Below are 15,020 nucleotides of genomic sequence, written 5' to 3'. Positions count from 1 at the left end.
CAGGCCCGGTGCGCCGTTAGCGGTTGGGCAGGTTGGGCAGGATGTCGTTGGCGGCACCGACCAGGCTCTTGCGCAGGGTCGGCTCGCTGTTGAGGAATTCGGCCACGGCCGTGGCCAGGGGTTCGGGGATGCCCGTCAGGTCGCGCACGCCCAGCCGGGCATCCACGGCCCGTCGGGACTTTTTGTCGATGCGCACCACCGGGGCCAGGTGGAAGCGGACGTTGACGGGATCGCCGCCGGCGGTCAGCCGGCAGCGCACTTCCTGCTGGGGCAGGGCCACGTCGCCACCGGCCCGCACCCGGCCAAGGACGTCCGAACGGTTGGCCGTGAGGTCGGCGGCGCAGGCCAGATCGGAAATGAGGCCGAAGGACGAGGATTCGAGCTTGGCCCGCGTGGCTTCGTCCAGGCGAAAACCGGTGCGGCAGGCGATGTGCTCGGCCCTTGGATTGTCGAAAACCTGGCGGCAGGTGTCCCCATCGAGGGTCACTCCGGCCGGGGCGGCAACGGCCCAGGCCAGGGCCGCCCAAAAAACGGCGATCGAAAGCGAAAACGGACGCGACATGGCTTGGCTCCTGCGGCGGCGGTCTGGCAACGGCCGTGGCCTACGCCCCGACCCGGCGCCGCGCAAGTGAAGGCTGGTTTATTTTTTCTCGCGGCCGCGTTTGCCGGCCTCGAACACCAGCTTGCCGATGCGCCGGCCCAGATCGGTCTGGCGCGCCCGCACCAGCGCCTCGGCCGCCTCGGGGTTGCCCTGGGAGTTGAGCAGGCTCGCCGACTCCAGGTCGCGCAGATGGCGGGCGCACTCCTTGATGAGACTGGCCAGGTCGATGGTTTCGATTTCCGGCGGAACCCGCACGGAACGGACCTTGTTTTGCATGCCCTGCTCCCGTTTTCGCGACGAAACACGAAAAGGCGACGGATTGTCAACGCATCCGGCCCGGTTGCCGGGAAAGTCCTGCCCCTTGAGGGAATCGCCAAGCTCGGGTAGCGTGGCCGCCCGAAGCCGGAACCGAAAGTGCGGCGACGATTCGGGAGAAAACACATGGCCCTGACGCGCGGCGACAAAATGATCATCATCGGCGCGGTGGCGCTGGCCGCGACCGTGGTGGTGGGATTGGCGATCCTCAAGAAACCGAGGCTGTTTTCCGGCGGCGCGGCCGAGCAGGTCGCGGCCATCCCCCCGGCCCCCACCGCTGCCGCCCCCGTGCCCACGGTACAGGCACCCATCGGCGCCGTGGGCCAGGCTTCCGCCCCCATCCCGGCCGCGCCCGCCACGGCCGGCCCGGCAACGGGCCTGCCTGCGGCTGTCGCACCGGCGCCGACACCGCCAGTACCGGCCCCGGTCGCGGCCAACCCGGCACCGACCGCCAATGGCGTCACGCCGACGCCCGCCAAACCGGCCGGGGGCACGCCACCCACTGCCAAGCCGGCGCCCCTGCCCACGGTGGCCGGCGACGACACCCTGGAAAAAATGTTCGCGGAAATCACCAGCGACACCCCGGCCAAGGGCAAACAGGCCAAGACCGGCGACAAGGCCGCTCCCCACGCGCCGGCCGAACCCGCGCCAGCGCCTCCCCTGGCCACCACCCCGGCTGAGCCCATGGCCGCCCCGGCACCGACCGAGACACCCCCGGCCATGGACACGGCCACGCCTGCGGCCGTGGAGCCCGTGCCGGCGGCCCCGGCCCCACCGGCCAAGGGCAAGGAAAAAAGCAAGGACAAAGCCAAACCCGCCGCCACGGCCGCCGTCCCGCCAGCCACCCCGGCACCGAAACCGGCAGCCAAGGCCGAAGCCAAACCCGCGGCCAAAACCGAAGCCAAGCCAGTGGCCAAGGTGGAAACGCCACCCACGGCCGCCTCCGGCACCGTCATCCGCATCGTGGCCGAGGAAAAGCCCGGCCAGTACGAGCTCCTCATCCAGACCAGCAAGGCCCCGGGGACGTTCACCAAGATGTTCCTGACCGATCCCCCCCGCCTGGTCGTGGACGTGGCCGGCGCCTGGAACTACACCGGCCCCGCGGCCAGCGACACCGGCGACGCCTTTATCCGTCACATCCGCGTGGGCAGGCACCCGGACATGTTCCGCGTGGTCCTCGACATGTCGCCCGAGGCCACGGCCAAGCTGCGCGGCGCACCGACGCTCGAACGGGTGCCCGAGGGCGTGCTCCTGCGCATCCCCAAATAACCCCAAGCGCCAAAGGAACGACCAGCGGTGAAACGGTTCTTCGCAACGGCCGTCAAAACAATCAAATGGGGTATCATCGGCGTGCTGTGCCTGGAGGCGCTGTCCTTCGCCGTCATCACCACCACCAACTGGGTCATCTACGGCAACCTGCGCGAGGGGCCCAAGGCCGTCTACGACCCCTACGCGCTGTTTCTGATGGGAAACGGCGTGTGGCCCACGGCCAATATCGCCGTGGCCGAGGGGTATCCGGAACTGTCCAAGGTCCTCTGGTTTTTCGGCGGTTCCACCATGCGGGCCAGTGCCGCGCCCTATGCCCACTCCATCCCCAGCCTGGTGGCCAAGGCCTTGAACGAAACGGGAAAACCCTACGCCTTCAACTGCTTCAATTTCGGCGTCAACTCCTTCAATTCGCTGCTCGAGTCCAAGTACCTGGAGAAGCAGTTCATCGAATTCCCCATCCGGCCAAACCTGGTGGTTTTTTACGACGGGGCCAATGACGCCAACTACTTCGCCGTGCAAAAGACCCCCTACGCCCACGAAGGCCGCGAACGCGTCCAGGGCGTCATCGAAAGCTACTACAAATCCGGCTACGGCATCCTCAAACCCTTAAACGCCGCCTACTTCGCCTCTTTCACCCGGGAGCTGCTCCAGAAACTCCTGTACACGGCCAAGCCCGTGGACCCGGATTCCCCGGAACTGGCCACCTTCGTGGAACTGACGGTCAAGCGCTACGACTTCATCAACCGCCTGTGCGCCGCCGAGGGCGCGGCCTTTCTGCTGGCCCTGCAACCGCTCTATTGGGTCGAGACCTGCCCGGGCCTTGACGCCGGCGTCGGCCAGAAGGAAAAGGATGCCATCCTCGGGCGCAAAACCTTCCCCCACGTGCGGGAGAACTTCATGACCGTCTATGCCGCCCTGGAACGGGGGCTGGCCGGCAAACCCTATTTCGTCAACCTGCGCGACGCCTTGTGCGGGCGTAACGCCCCGGCCTACACCGCCGACGGTGTCCACAACACCGACGCCGGGCGCGAGGCCATCACGGCAGCCCTGCTGCCGGCCATCCGCGCCCGGCTCGCCCTCAAACCGGAACACGACGACGGAGGTCCGCAATGACGCGCCAAACGGTCGCCTTCGCCCTGGCCCTGCTCGTTTCCCTGCTTGCCGGGACACCGGCTTCGGCCCAATCCACGCTCAAGGAGCGTTCGCTCACCGACGGCCCCGCGCCGGCCCCGGCGCAGCAACCGGCCTACCAACCCGCCCCGGCCCAACAACCGGCCTCCCAGCCCGGCGCGGCCACGGTCACACCGGCCCCCGGCCAGGCGGCCCCCCAGCCCGTGGCCGCGCCGCCGGCCCCGGCCACCCCGGCCGGCGCCCCCCCAACCGCGCCACACCCGAACGGCGCCACGCCCATCAACGGCCAGACCAACCTCTCGCCGCCCCCGCCGGGCGGTACACCGCCGCCACCGCCGGGCGGTACACCGCCGCCGCCACCGGCCGGCACGCCCCCCTACGGACAGCCCGCCGGCACGCCGCCGCCACCGCCGACCGGCGGCACGCCCATCAACGGCCAGACCAACTTCACGCCGCCACCACCGCCACCACCGCCGCTGCCCACCCGGCAGCAGACCTACAACCGGGCCGAGGTCAACAAGGAGGTCATGGGCTTTTTCGAAAGCGGCTCCCGGGGCCTGGCCGAGATGGTGGCCCGGGCCTTCAACGACCTGGGCCAGCCCACGGGTTTCATCAAGGGCAACGAGGCCGGCGGGGCGCTGGTGGTCGGCTTGCGCTACGGCACGGGCACCCTCAACCTCAAAGGGCAAAAGCCTGTGCCCGTCTACTGGCAAAGCCCGTCCCTGGGCCTGGACCTCGGCGTCAACGCGGTCAAGGTCTTCACCCTGGTCTACGGCACCACCAACCCCAACGAAATCTTCCAGCGCTTCCCGGGCGTGGACGGCAGTGCCTACATCCTGGGCGGCTTCGGCATGAACTATCAGCGCTCGGACCAGATCACCCTGGCCCCCATCCGCTTCGGCGTGGGCCTGCGCCTGGGCGCCAACGTCGGCTACCAGCACTACACCCGCACCCAGGAGATCAATCCATTTTAAGATGCGGGGGATACACGAAGCCGGCCATGGCCTGACGCTACGTCAAGCCATGGCCGGCTTCGCCATGGAGGGGGTCCGGGGGGCATCATGCCCCCCGGCGGGGTTCGGGGCGGCGCCCCGATCTTCGCTTGAATTAAATAGGCCGCACGGCGACGGTTTCGCCGCCGGGGAAGCCTTCGCGGTCGCATGGGATGACGATGCAGCCGTCGGCCAGGAGCAGCGTCTTGAGCAGCCCGGATTTGCCGAGCACGGGATGGGCCAGGGGAAGCCTGCCCGGCCGGTCCTCCAGGCGCACCCGGACGTGGTCCTCGCGCCCCTGCTTGGAGGCCACGTTGCGGGCCAGTTCGGCCGGAAAGGTCCGGGCCGGCCGGTCGAAGGCGGCCGGATCGCCGGCCAGGTGGGCCAGAAGCGGCAGCCCGAAGACCAGCATGACGATCTGGGCCGAGGTGACCTGGCCGGGCAGGCCGATGACCGGCTTGCCGGCAAGGCGCGCCAGGATGGTCGGCTTGCCCGGGCTTAGGGCCACGCCGTGGGCCAGGATCTCCGCGCCGAGCCCCCGCAGGGCCTCGATGGTGAAATCGCGCGCCCCAACGGAACTGCCGCCGGAAAGCAGCGTCAGGTCGTTGGCCGCGCACGACGCGCCCAGGGCGGCCCCGATGCCCGCCAGGTCGTCCGGCACCAGGGGGGACAGCCTGGGCACGGCGCCGGCGGCCTCGATCATGGCCGCCAGGGCGTGGCTGTTGACGTCGCGAATCCGGCCGGGCGCGGGCGTTTCGGTTATCGGCACGAGTTCGTCGCCGGTGGAGAGCACGCCGACGGTCGGCCGCAGGCCGACCGTGACCCGGTCGTGGCCCAGGGCGGCCAGGATGCCGATTTCCTGGGGCCGGATCCGCGTTCCGGCCGGCAGCAGGCACCGGCCGGCCACGGCGTCCTCGCCGGCGAAAAGCATGTTGTCGCCCGGGGCTACGGGTTTGCGCATCTCGATGGCCCCGGCGCCCAGGTCCTCGGTGTATTCCACCATGACCACGGCGTCGGCGCCGTCGGGCAAAAGCGCCCCGGTGACGATGCGGGCGCAGTGCCCGGCCGGCAGGGCGGCCGGCGGCAGTTCGCCGATGGGGATGTCCATGGCCAGGTCGAGGTAGGCCGGGTTCGACTCCGTGGCCCCGAACACGTCGGCGGCGCGCACGGCGTAGCCGTCCATGGCGGCGCGGGCATGGGCCGGCAGGTTTTCCCCGGCCATGACATCGGCGGCCAGAAAGCGGCCCCACGCCGCGGCCAGGGGGACGGTTTCGGGTCCAAGGGGAGAAAACGCCCGCAGCAAGTCCGTGAATTCGGCCGTGGACACGGCCCGGAAAAAACCTTCGCGCATGAGGGGATCCTTTAGGAATGTTCGGTCAGGAGGTCGCGGGCCAGGCGGGCGGCGCCGAAAAGGCCGGCCCGCTCGTCGCGCACGAGGCGCACCGCCACGGTGCGCAGCAAGTGCCCATAGGTGGGCGAATCGTAAAATTCCCGGGCGAATTCCGGATGGCTGACCACAAGGGGGTTCTTGGCGGCCACGCCGCCGCTGACATACACGCCGCCGGCGGCCACGAGGCCAAGGACATACTGGCGAACCGCCCGGCCGTAGAACCGGGCGAACAGGGCGGTGGTGGGGCTGTCCGGGGTGAGCCCCGCGCCGATGTCGGCGGCGGCGCGTTCCTCGCCGGTCAGGAACCGGTGCAGATGGACGAGCCCCGAACCGGAGACCACGGAATCGGCCCGGGCATAACCCTCGCCGGTCTGGCGGCACAGATAGTCGCCGTAGGCTGTTTCCTCGGCGCCGGTGAAGCTGAAGGCCGCCTGGCCGGCCTCGGAGGGCAGGGCCAGCACGCCGCCGCCGGCCAGGGGAACCAGGGCGGCGTGGCCAAGGCCGGTGCCGGCCCCGACCACGGCCCGCACGAGCCCGGCGTCCATGGCCCCGGGCAGCACGGGTTCGGCCGCCTCGCCCAAAAGCAGGCAGCCGTGGGCCTGGGCCAGGAAATCGTTGACGCAGGCGCTTCGCGAAAGGCCAAACACCTCGGCCAGCCGGTCGAGGTCCAGCGTCCAGCCGATGTTGGCGAAGTGGACGCGCCGCCCGACCACGGCGCCGGGTACGGCAAAAACGGCCGCGTCGGCCTCCCGGAGGTCCAGGCAGAATCCGGCCCCCGGAAGTTGCGCCAGCAACGCCTCGAAGGAACCGGCCTGGCGCGTGGGCAGCCAGACCGTGGACACCAGCCCCAGACAGCCGTCGGCGTCGACCGTGAAATGGCCGAACCGGCTGCTCGTGCCGCCGATGTCGACGGCAAGCACCTGCCGGATGGCCCCCGTCCCAGGCTCGCCCATGGCCGTCTCCTTGCCCTGTCGCGTGTTTTGCGGCACTTTGCCTGCGCGTCCCGGGCAGCATAGCCGGGGGGCAGCCGGAAACGCAAGCATGGCCCAATCCCTTCCTTCCCTGGCCCTAGCCGCCGCGAGCCTGGGGCTTTCCGCCGGTTTCTCGCCCGGCCCGCTGTTTTCCCTGGTCCTGGCCCAGACCCTGCGCCACGGCCCGGCCGAAGGCGTGAAGGTCGCCCTGGCCCCGGTCATCACCGACGCGCCCATCATCCTGGTCTGCTGGCTGGTCCTGTCGCGCTTTTCCGGCACGCCGGCCGTGCTGGGCCTGGTGTCCCTGGCCGGGGCGGGGCTGCTTGTCCGCTACGGCCTGGCCTGCTTCACCGCGCCGCCGCTGACGGCCGGCGCCGACGGCGAGGCCCCCCGCTCCCTCCTGCGGGGCGTGGCCGCCAATTTCGCCAACCCCCACCCCTACCTGTTCTGGGTGGCCATCGGCGTGCCCCTGCTCCTGGACGCCGCCGCCGACGGCAGCGCCGCCGTGGTGGTTTTCCTGGCCGTTTTCTACCTGGCCATCGTGGGGGCCAAGGTCACGGCGGCCGTGGTCACGGGCCGCTGCGGCCGGTTCCTGTCCGGCCGGGGCTACCGGCTCCTTATGGCCGCGCTCGGCCTGTCACTGTTCTATTTTGCCGTCAGTTTCCTGCGCCAGGCGTTTTCGCTGCTTTTTGGGGCCTGATGCCGCATTGTCCTTTGCCGGGATGCGCCGTATGATGCTAAGCTCCCTACAGGAAGTCCCCTTTATCGAGGAGTGCCCATGACCGCGCCCTTTACCCTGGGCCTTATCCAGATGGCCCCGGAAGCCACCGTGGCCGATTCCCTGGAAAAAGCCGCCGCGCGCGTGGCCGAGGCGGCCAAGGCCGGAGCCAACGTGGTCTGCCTGCCGGAACTGTTTGCCACACCGTATTTCTGCCGCAACCAGGACCACGCCGCCTTCGACCTGGCCGAGCCCATCCCCGGCCCCACCACGCAAGCCATGGCCGCCGCGGCCAAGGCGGCCGGGGTGGTGGTCGTGGCGCCGCTGTTCGAGCGGCGCGGCCCGGGCTGCTACCAGAATTCCCTGGCCGTGCTCGGCCCGGACGGCCGGCACCTCGGCATCTACCGCAAGATGCACATCCCCCACGACCCGGGCTTCGAGGAGAAGTTCTACTTCGCCCCGGGCGATCTGGGGTTCAAGACCTTCGCCACGCCCTTCGGCCCCATCGGCACGCTGATTTGCTGGGACCAGTGGTTCCCCGAGGCGGCCCGGGCCACGGCCCTGCAAGGGGCCTTGGTCCTGTGCTACCCCACGGCCATCGGCTGGCACCCCTCGGAAAAGGCCGTCTACGGCGAAGGCCAGCGCGACGCCTGGATCACGGTCCAGCGCGGCCACGCCATCGCCAACGGCGTCTACGTGGCGGCCATCAACCGCGTGGGCATCGAGGGTTCGGGCCAGGCCTACGGCGAAACCCTGGAATTCTGGGGCTCGTCCTTCGTGGCCGACCCGTCGGGGCGCATCGTCGCCCAGGCGGGCATCACCGAGGAAGCCATCGTCACCGCCGTCATCGACCCCCGCGTCGTGGAGACCCAGCGGCGGCACTGGCCCTTTCTGCGCGACCGGCGCACCGACGCCTACGGCGGCCTGGGCCGGCTTTATAACGAGGGAGGCACATCGTGAGGCGCAACATCTACCTGCGCACCATCCCCATCGAGGAGGCCCTGGCCAGGACGCGCGAGGCCCTGGACCGCAAGGCCCTGGTCGGCGTGGAGCGCGTCGACGCGGCCCGCGCCGCCGGCCGGGTCACGGCCGAACCGATCATCGCCCGCTACTCCTCGCCCACCTTCCACAGCGCCGCCATGGACGGTATCGCCGTGCGGGCCGCCGACACTTTCCTGGCCCGCGAAGGGTCGCCCGTGCGCCTGGCCCCGGGCGAGGGCTTCGTCTTCGTCAACACCGGCCATCCGCTGCCCCCGGCCTTCGACGCCGTGGTCATGATCGAAAACGTGGTCATGGACGGCGAGACGGCCACCATCGAGGCGCCGGTGGCCCCGTTTGCCCACGTGCGCCGCATCGGCGAGGACATCGTGGCCACGGAAATGGTCCTGCCGCGCCACCGGCGGATCACGCCCTACGATATCGGCGCGCTTTTGTCCTGCGGCGCGTATGACATTTCCGTCTACGAACGGGTGCGCCTGCGGGTCATCCCCACCGGCGACGAGGTCATGGACTTCACCGGCCGGCCCGAGCCCGGGCCGGGGCAGGTGGTGGAGAGCAATTCCATGCTGCTGTGCGCCCTGGCCGCGGGCTGGGGCATGGACTGCGCCCGGGTGGCCCCGGTGCGCGACGACCCCGAGCTGCTCGCCGCCGCCCTGGAAGAGGGCCTCGACTCCGACGCCCACATCGTGGTCATCGTGGCCGGCTCCTCGGCCGGGAGCAAGGATTTCACCCGGGCCACCATCGAACGCTTCGGCCAGGTGCTGGTGCATGGCGTGGCAGTCATGCCGGGCAAGCCCTCGCTGCTGGGCGTGGCCCGGGGCAAGCTGGTGGTCGGCGCGCCGGGCTATCCGGTCAGCTCCGTGGTCTGCTTCGAGCGGCTGCTCTACCCGCTGGCCTGCTGGCTGACCCGCCAGGAGCCGCAAATCCGCCAGACCGTCACCGCCACCCTGGCCCGCAGCGTCCCCTCGCGCATCGGCATGCTGGACATCGTCCGCCTGGCCGTGGGCCAGGTGGGCACCGCCTACGTGGCCCTGCCCCTGTCGCGCGGCGCCGGCAGCATCTCCAGCATGACCAAGGCGCAAGCCGTGACCCAGCTGCCGCCCGAGGCCGAAGGCCTGGAATCCGGGGCCAAGGTCACGGCCGAGCTGCTGGTGGACGCCGGGGAACTGGCCCGCACCCTGGTGTGCGTGGGCAGCCACGACAACACCCTGGACATCCTGGCCGACATGCTCATGCGCCGCGCCCCGGCCATCCGCCTGGCCTCCAGCCACGTGGGCAGCATGGGCGGGCTGATCGCGCTCAAAAACGGCGCGGCCATGCTGGCCGGCTCCCACCTCTTCGACCCGGCCAGCGGGGACTACAATTTCCCCTTCCTGGCCAAGTACCTGCCGGGGCTGGCCGTGACCGTGTTCAACCTGGCCATCCGGCAGCAGGGTTTCATCGTGCCCCCGGGCAACCCCAAGGGCATCACCGGCGTGGCCGACCTCGTGCGCGAGGGCGTGCGCTACCTCAACCGCCAGCGCGGGGCCGGCACGCGCATCCTGTTCGACCACCACCTGGCCAAGGCCGGCATCGAGCCGGAACGCATCCAGGGCTACGGCCGCGAGGAGCACACCCACATGGCCGTGGCCGTCAACGTGAAAACCGGCGCGGCCGACTGCGGCCTGGGCGTCTACGCCGCGGCCAAGGCCCTGGGCCTGGATTTCGTCCCCCTGGCCCGGGAGCGCTATGACCTGGTCATGCCCACGGCCTTTGCCGACGACGCCAAGATCGCCGCCGTGCTCGAGGTGGTGCGCGGGGCCGCGTTCGGCGAACGGGTGCAGGCCCTGGGCGGCTACGAAACGGATTGGACCGGCCGGGTCATGGAGCCGGGCATGGGCTTGCCCGGCGAGCCGGCCGCCTGACCGAGCCTGGACGGACCTGGCCGGACCTCGCCGGGGCCAGCCGGACGGAGCCTGGCCAGGCGGGCGGGCGATGCGTCGGCCCGTGCCGGGTGCAGCGGATCGGCAAGGCGCTCTTGAGGGAAAAACCCGTGCCGCCCGGGCCGGCGCCACCCCGGATCGAGGGTGCGGCGGCTTCGCGGCACGCAACGAGGGATGCATGGACTGGAAGCTTCTCTTCACGACCTTCGCCACCATCTTCGTGGCCGAACTGGGCGACAAGACGCAGCTGGCCTGCGTGCTGACGGCGGCGGATTCGCGCAAGCCCTGGATCGTTTTTGCCGGCTCGTCCCTGGCCTTGGTGGCCACGAGCCTTTTGGGCGTCATCTTCGCGGAATTTATCTGCAACTTCGTCTCGCCCGACATCATCAAGAAGGTCGCGGCCGTGGCCTTCGTGGTCATGGGCGTGCTCATCTATTTCGACAAGCTGTAAGGAGCCGGTGCCGTGACCGACACCCGTTTGCACCTGGACCTGCGCGACAAGTGCTGAGGCCTGGGCCTGGAGATAGGTTGGTATCTCCGCCTCTCCCGGGCCAGCGAACTGGAATTTTTGGTGGCCAAAAACGCGCGCCCGATCCTGGACGACCAGCTGGCCACGGTTTCCGGCTGGCGGCTTGAGGTGGAGGACTCGGGCGACTGCCTGCGCGCCCTGTTCAGCCGCCTGACCGCCGGCGCCCGTGGCGGCTGACCGCGCCACGGGGTACCCCGCCCCCGGCTCCCTGGACATTTCCCAGTAAATCATGTCTAGGGAAACGATGGGAACCGTTGCGCGCGCCATGCGCCGGTGGCTGTTGGGCCGGTCCATTACCGCCCTTTTGACCGGGATCGTGCTGTTGGCCGCCCTGCCGGCCATGGCCGTCATCGTGGCCTCCAGTTTCGCGGCCCGGGACCAGGCCGAGGCCCAAGCCCTGGAGGAGATGCGCAACCTCACCCGCAGCCTGGCCGCCATCCAGGAAGGCATCGCCAGCCAGGCCAAGCTGCTGCTCGTCGCCCTGGCCCACACCGAGGAGGTGCGCGGGCGCAACCTTGCGGCCAGTAACCGCCTTTTCACCGAGTTGCTGGAAGAGCACCCGGAACTGTCGAACATTTTCCTGGCCGATGCCGCCGGCCGGGTGATCGCCTCGGGCCTGCCGGCCTTTCTCGGCGTGAACCTGGCCGACCGGGACTATTTCCAGGACGCCATGACCCATCGGGGAGTTGGCGTCAGTTCGCTGCTCTTCGGCCGGGCCACCCAAAAACCCATCCTGGTGTTCGCCACGGCCGAGGATGCCGACGCGCCCCCTCCCGCCGGCATCCTCGGGCTGTCCTACTATCTGGAACGCTACGACCGTTTCCTGGGCGGGCTGGAACTGCCTCCTCATGCCCGGATCACCCTGCTCGACCGCAACGGCCTGCGCATGGTCGCCCATCCCATGATCCCCGAATTTCCCCTGGGCAAGCCGGCAATGCCCCATGTCTGGGAGCGCTGTCGCGACAGCGGGCCCGACCGGGGATTTTTCATCACCCGCCGCTGGACCGGCCAGGAAGGGCTCTTCACCTTCGCCCGGCTGCGGCTTGGCCCCGGTCGTCCACCGTACATGACGGTCCTGGCCTCCAGCAACCGCGGGGAGGTGTTCCACAACGCCGACATCCAGTTGCGCCGGGGCTTGACGTCAACCCTCGTGGCCCTGCTGCTGGCCCTGGTCATCGCCCGCCTGGCCGGCCGGGCGGCCATCGGCCGGGGTATCGAAACCCTGGCCGACGCGGCCAGCCGCCTGGCCGGCGGGGACCTCTCGGCCCGGGTCGCCACCGGCGACGACAGCCTGGAAATCCGCCGCCTGGGCCAGAGCTTCAACGCCATGGCCGATGCGTTGGAGTCCAGGGAACAGGAGTTGGCCCAGGCCGTGGTGGCCCTGTCCAAAATGCGGGCCATGCTGAGCAACATCCTGGAATCCATGCCCTCGGCCATCATCGGCCTCGACGAGAAAGGCCACGTCACGCACATCAACGGCACGGCCAGCCACCTTTTCGGCCTCGATGCCCAGGCGGCCATGGGGAGCCAGGCCGCCGAATCCCTGCCCCTTCTGGCCGACTACATGCACGCCGTGGAACGGGCCCTGCGCGAACGCCGGGCCCTGGTGGTGGAAAAACTGCCCTTGCCTCGGGGCGGGGACACCCACTTCCTGGACATGCTCCTGTATCCGCTCATCGCCAACGGCGCCGAGGGCGTGGTCATCCGCTTCGACGACGTCACGGACCGCGAACAGGCCCTGGAGGAAAAGACCATCCTGCTCAAGGAGATCCACCACCGGGTCAAAAACAACCTCCAGATCATCCTGAGCTTCATCGGGCTCCAGGCCGAGGACGCCGAAAACCCGGCCGAACGCGACCGCCTGCGGCGCCTGGAAATCCGCATCCGGTCCATGGCCTTGGTCCACCAGCAACTCTACAACCACGAGGACATCGCGGCCATCGACCTGGACGAGTACCTGCGCACCCTGACCGAGGGCGTCCTGCGCATCTATGCGGATGTGGCCAAACGGGTGCGCCTTGACTTCGAAACCGAGCCCGTGCGCCTGCCCCTGGACAAGGCCGTGCCCTGCGGCCTGCTTTTGAGCGAGCTGCTCACCAATGCCTGCAAGCACGCCTTCCCCGGCGAGACGGCCGGGAACCTGCGGGTGGGCTGCCGCCGGCACGGCGACCGGGCGGTGATCTGGGTGGAAGACGACGGGCGGGGGCTGCCGCCGGGACTGCGTTACGACGCGGCCGGCACCATGGGTATGACCCTCGTCAAAGAGCTCACCCGCCAGCTCGAGGGCGTAGCCGCCCTGAGCTGCCCCCCGGGCGGGGGACTGCGCTTCGAGGTCGCTTTTCCCTTGACCCGCGCCCCGGAAACGCCGGCTCCGGACGGCCGTCCCTGAGGCCGCCACCGGGCCGCATGGCCGCCCGCCATCCCACGCGGGCAAATCCCTGGCCCCATCCCGGACGGGCAAATCCCTGCCCCGTCCCGAGGACGGCCATGGGCCCGGAGACGGCCATGGCTGGCGCCGGGGTTCGCCCATGGGCCGTCCGGCGCGCCGCTACCGGCCCCGGGCCTGGCTGCGGTCGACGCGTTTCGACCAGCCTGGCCTCCAGGTTGGGGAAGCGGTCAGCTACAGGCCCTGGGCCTCGTCGCGGTTGCTGTGCTTCTCCAGTCTGCGCGACAGTGGGGAAGCGGCCGGCTACCGGCCCCGGGCCTGGTAGCGGTTGATGTGCTTCTCCAGCCAGCGCGACAGTTCGGTCAGGCAAAAGCAGATCACGAAATAGAGGAGCGCGATGGTGATGAAGATCTCCGTCGGCGCGGTCAACGTGCGGTTGTTGACTTGCGTGGCCGCCTTGGTCAGCTCGTTGACGCCGATGATGAAGGCCAGGGAGGTGTCTTTGGTTAAGGACACGAACTGGTTGACGAAGGACGGGATCATGTTGAACAGCGCCTGGGGCAGGATGATGTGGGCCATGGTCTGGAGGTGGGACAGCCCCGTGCCCCGGGCCGCCTCCATCTGGCCCTTGGGCAGGGCCTCGACCCCGGCCCGCACGATCTCGGCGATGTAGGCGCTGGTGAAGACAATGAGCGCGATCAGCGCGCTTTCGGCCTCGGGCAGGGTCTTGCCCAGAAGGACCGGGGCCAGGAAGTAGAACCAGAACACGACCATCAACAGCGGCGTGCCCCGGATGATCTCGATATAGACCATGGCCGGCCAGCGCAGCCGCCTGGACTTGGCGATGCGCATAAGCCCTATGCCGAGCCCCAGCCAGAAGGCGCCGAAAATGCCGCCCACGGCCAGAAGCGCCGTCATGGCCAGCCCGCCCAGCGGCCCCTTGGGATAGCCCCCGATGAGGAAGTAGTCGAAATTCCTGGCGACGATGTCCCAATGCATGGCGCCCTCCCTCAGCGAGCCCGGGCGTGGAGTACACGCCGGTTGTAGAGGTTGACGCCAAGGGACACGATCAGGGAGATGCACAGGTAGATGGCCGTGGACACGGTGAAGGCCTCGAAGCCATGGAAGGTGTGGGCCTCGATCTGCCGGGCCATGTAGGTCAGGTCCATGACGCCGATGGTCATGACCAGGGACGAGTTCTTGATGAGGTTGAGAAACTGGGAGATCAGCGGCGGAATGATGACCCGGAAGGCCTGGGGCAGGATGACGTAGGTCATGGCCTGCAGAAAGGACAGGCCGCAGGCCCGGGAGGCTTCCAACTGGTTTTTGGGGATGGAGAAGATACCCGAGCGGATCTCCTCGGCGATAAAGGCGCTGGTGTAGACGGTCAGGGCGATGACGCCGCAGGCGAATTCGAAGTCGCGCTTGTAGAGCCACTCGTTGACGACCGTGGGCAGCACGTTGTAGGAGCCGAAATACCAGAAAAAGATCTGCACCAAAAGCGGCGTGTTGCGGAAAAATTCGGTGTAGATCGCGCTGAACCAGACCAGCGGCCTGACCTTGGACAGGCGCAACACGGCAATGAGCGTCCCCAGCCCCAGGGACAGTACGATGGAAATGCCGGAAATATGGAGCGTGGTCACCAGCCCCGAGACCAGCCACTGCCCGTATTCGCCGCTGACCACCTGGCCGAAGTCGAAAGTGTACGCCAAGGACCTTCCCCGCTGCCTCGTTTCACATTGGACGCGCCGGGAGAAGTGGTTCCTCTCCCGGCGCGCGCGACGGCCGGCGTTCGGA

The 15,020-nt window shown here is 69.2% G+C and carries 16 protein-coding genes; 10 read left to right on the top strand and 6 right to left on the bottom strand.

Annotated features, from left to right (window positions below; translation table 11 throughout):
• Positions 1 to 16: 16 nt before the first annotated feature.
• On the bottom strand, positions 17 to 562 hold the full coding sequence (locus ACP59X_RS00565; RefSeq protein WP_428563574.1) for a hypothetical protein: 546 nt from the start codon (positions 560 to 562) through the stop codon (positions 17 to 19).
• A gap of 78 nt (positions 563 to 640) precedes the next feature.
• A complete protein-coding gene (locus tag ACP59X_RS00560; protein ID WP_428563572.1) occupies positions 641 to 877 on the bottom strand; it encodes a hypothetical protein in 237 nt (78 codons plus the stop codon).
• A gap of 165 nt (positions 878 to 1,042) precedes the next feature.
• Between ACP59X_RS00560 and ACP59X_RS00555 the strand changes: the two genes are divergently transcribed.
• The 3 genes from ACP59X_RS00555 to ACP59X_RS00545 are packed head-to-tail and all read left to right on the top strand — an operon-like array spanning position 1,043 to position 4,290.
• Positions 1,043 to 2,185, top strand: coding sequence for an AMIN domain-containing protein (locus ACP59X_RS00555; protein WP_428563570.1), 1,143 nt, complete (start codon positions 1,043 to 1,045; stop codon positions 2,183 to 2,185).
• A gap of 27 nt (positions 2,186 to 2,212) precedes the next feature.
• A complete protein-coding gene (locus ACP59X_RS00550; RefSeq protein ID WP_428563568.1) occupies positions 2,213 to 3,298 on the top strand; it encodes an SGNH/GDSL hydrolase family protein in 1,086 nt (361 codons plus the stop codon).
• The gene (locus ACP59X_RS00545) at positions 3,295 to 4,290 is read left to right on the top strand and encodes an EipA family protein (protein ID WP_428563566.1); all 996 of its coding nucleotides are present in this window, start codon (positions 3,295 to 3,297) and stop codon (positions 4,288 to 4,290) included. The genes ACP59X_RS00550 and ACP59X_RS00545 overlap by 4 nt, the downstream gene beginning before the upstream one ends.
• Positions 4,291 to 4,423: 133 nt before the next feature.
• Here the strand turns inward: ACP59X_RS00545 and ACP59X_RS00540 are convergent, their stop codons facing one another.
• Positions 4,424 to 5,659 carry a molybdopterin molybdotransferase MoeA gene (locus ACP59X_RS00540; protein ID WP_428563564.1) on the bottom strand — a complete coding sequence of 412 codons (1,236 nt, stop codon included), beginning with the start codon at positions 5,657 to 5,659 and terminating at the stop codon, positions 4,424 to 4,426.
• Between the two features lie 11 nt (positions 5,660 to 5,670).
• Positions 5,671 to 6,651: a glucokinase gene (locus ACP59X_RS00535; protein WP_428563562.1), complete on the bottom strand. Its 981-nt coding sequence runs from the start codon at positions 6,649 to 6,651 to the stop codon at positions 5,671 to 5,673.
• An 88-nt stretch (positions 6,652 to 6,739) separates the two neighbouring features.
• Here ACP59X_RS00535 and ACP59X_RS00530 point away from each other — a divergent pair, with 88 nt between their 5' ends.
• The 7 genes from ACP59X_RS00530 to ACP59X_RS00500 all read left to right on the top strand — a co-directional run bounded on the left by ACP59X_RS00530 (position 6,740) and on the right by ACP59X_RS00500 (position 13,548).
• On the top strand, positions 6,740 to 7,369 hold the full coding sequence (locus ACP59X_RS00530; protein ID WP_428563560.1) for a LysE family transporter: 630 nt from the start codon (positions 6,740 to 6,742) through the stop codon (positions 7,367 to 7,369).
• Positions 7,370 to 7,447: 78 nt separating this feature from the next.
• A complete protein-coding gene (locus ACP59X_RS00525; RefSeq protein ID WP_428563558.1) occupies positions 7,448 to 8,347 on the top strand; it encodes a carbon-nitrogen hydrolase in 900 nt (299 codons plus the stop codon).
• Entirely contained in the window at positions 8,344 to 10,290 is a 1,947-nt protein-coding gene (locus ACP59X_RS00520; protein WP_428563556.1) for a molybdopterin biosynthesis protein, read from the top strand. Before ACP59X_RS00525 ends, ACP59X_RS00520 begins: the two co-directional genes overlap by 4 nt.
• 196 nt (positions 10,291 to 10,486) lie before the next feature.
• Positions 10,487 to 10,759 carry a TMEM165/GDT1 family protein gene (locus ACP59X_RS00515; RefSeq protein WP_323428360.1) on the top strand — a complete coding sequence of 91 codons (273 nt, stop codon included), beginning with the start codon at positions 10,487 to 10,489 and terminating at the stop codon, positions 10,757 to 10,759.
• A 120-nt stretch (positions 10,760 to 10,879) separates the two neighbouring features.
• Positions 10,880 to 11,014 (top strand): hypothetical protein, encoded by a 135-nt coding sequence (locus ACP59X_RS00510; protein ID WP_428563554.1) that lies wholly within the window; start codon positions 10,880 to 10,882, stop codon positions 11,012 to 11,014.
• Between the two features lie 67 nt (positions 11,015 to 11,081).
• Positions 11,082 to 13,226: a histidine kinase dimerization/phosphoacceptor domain -containing protein gene (locus tag ACP59X_RS00505; RefSeq protein ID WP_428563552.1), complete on the top strand. Its 2,145-nt coding sequence runs from the start codon at positions 11,082 to 11,084 to the stop codon at positions 13,224 to 13,226.
• 139 nt (positions 13,227 to 13,365) lie between these two features.
• Complete coding sequence (locus ACP59X_RS00500) at positions 13,366 to 13,548, top strand: hypothetical protein (RefSeq protein WP_428563550.1); 183 nt, start codon at positions 13,366 to 13,368, stop codon at positions 13,546 to 13,548.
• Here ACP59X_RS00500 and ACP59X_RS00495 read toward each other — a convergent pair.
• Complete coding sequence (locus ACP59X_RS00495; protein WP_428563548.1) at positions 13,527 to 14,222, bottom strand: amino acid ABC transporter permease; 696 nt, start codon at positions 14,220 to 14,222, stop codon at positions 13,527 to 13,529. The two genes, ACP59X_RS00500 and ACP59X_RS00495, sit on opposite strands and share 22 nt — an antisense overlap.
• An 11-nt stretch (positions 14,223 to 14,233) precedes the next feature.
• Positions 14,234 to 14,935 (bottom strand): amino acid ABC transporter permease, encoded by a 702-nt coding sequence (locus ACP59X_RS00490; protein WP_428563546.1) that lies wholly within the window; start codon positions 14,933 to 14,935, stop codon positions 14,234 to 14,236.
• Positions 14,936 to 15,020 lie beyond the last annotated feature (85 nt).

It is taken from the genome of Solidesulfovibrio sp. DCME, from assembly GCF_049995385.1.
Classification (GTDB): domain Bacteria; phylum Desulfobacterota; class Desulfovibrionia; order Desulfovibrionales; family Desulfovibrionaceae; genus Solidesulfovibrio.
The sequence above is the reverse complement of the archived record's forward strand: the minus strand, read 5'-3'. Positions and strand labels throughout refer to the sequence as shown.

What these genes read in the sequence shown, in the direction of transcription:
- ACP59X_RS00565 (WP_428563574.1), bottom strand. Translation starts at nt 562, where the DNA reads ATGTCGCGTCCGTTTTCGCTTTCGATCGCCGTTTTTTGGGCGGCCCTG.
- ACP59X_RS00560 (WP_428563572.1), bottom strand. Translation starts at nt 877, where the DNA reads ATGCAAAACAAGGTCCGTTCCGTGCGGGTTCCGCCGGAAATCGAAACC.
- ACP59X_RS00555 (WP_428563570.1), top strand. Translation starts at nt 1,043, where the DNA reads ATGGCCCTGACGCGCGGCGACAAAATGATCATCATCGGCGCGGTGGCG.
- ACP59X_RS00545 (WP_428563566.1), top strand. Translation starts at nt 3,295, where the DNA reads ATGACGCGCCAAACGGTCGCCTTCGCCCTGGCCCTGCTCGTTTCCCTG.
- ACP59X_RS00540 (WP_428563564.1), bottom strand. Translation starts at nt 5,659, where the DNA reads ATGCGCGAAGGTTTTTTCCGGGCCGTGTCCACGGCCGAATTCACGGAC.
- ACP59X_RS00535 (WP_428563562.1), bottom strand. Translation starts at nt 6,651, where the DNA reads ATGGGCGAGCCTGGGACGGGGGCCATCCGGCAGGTGCTTGCCGTCGAC.
- ACP59X_RS00530 (WP_428563560.1), top strand. Translation starts at nt 6,740, where the DNA reads ATGGCCCAATCCCTTCCTTCCCTGGCCCTAGCCGCCGCGAGCCTGGGG.
- ACP59X_RS00525 (WP_428563558.1), top strand. Translation starts at nt 7,448, where the DNA reads ATGACCGCGCCCTTTACCCTGGGCCTTATCCAGATGGCCCCGGAAGCC.
- ACP59X_RS00515 (WP_323428360.1), top strand. Translation starts at nt 10,487, where the DNA reads ATGGACTGGAAGCTTCTCTTCACGACCTTCGCCACCATCTTCGTGGCC.
- ACP59X_RS00505 (WP_428563552.1), top strand. Translation starts at nt 11,082, where the DNA reads ATGGGAACCGTTGCGCGCGCCATGCGCCGGTGGCTGTTGGGCCGGTCC.
- ACP59X_RS00500 (WP_428563550.1), top strand. Translation starts at nt 13,366, where the DNA reads ATGGGCCGTCCGGCGCGCCGCTACCGGCCCCGGGCCTGGCTGCGGTCG.
- ACP59X_RS00495 (WP_428563548.1), bottom strand. Translation starts at nt 14,222, where the DNA reads ATGCATTGGGACATCGTCGCCAGGAATTTCGACTACTTCCTCATCGGG.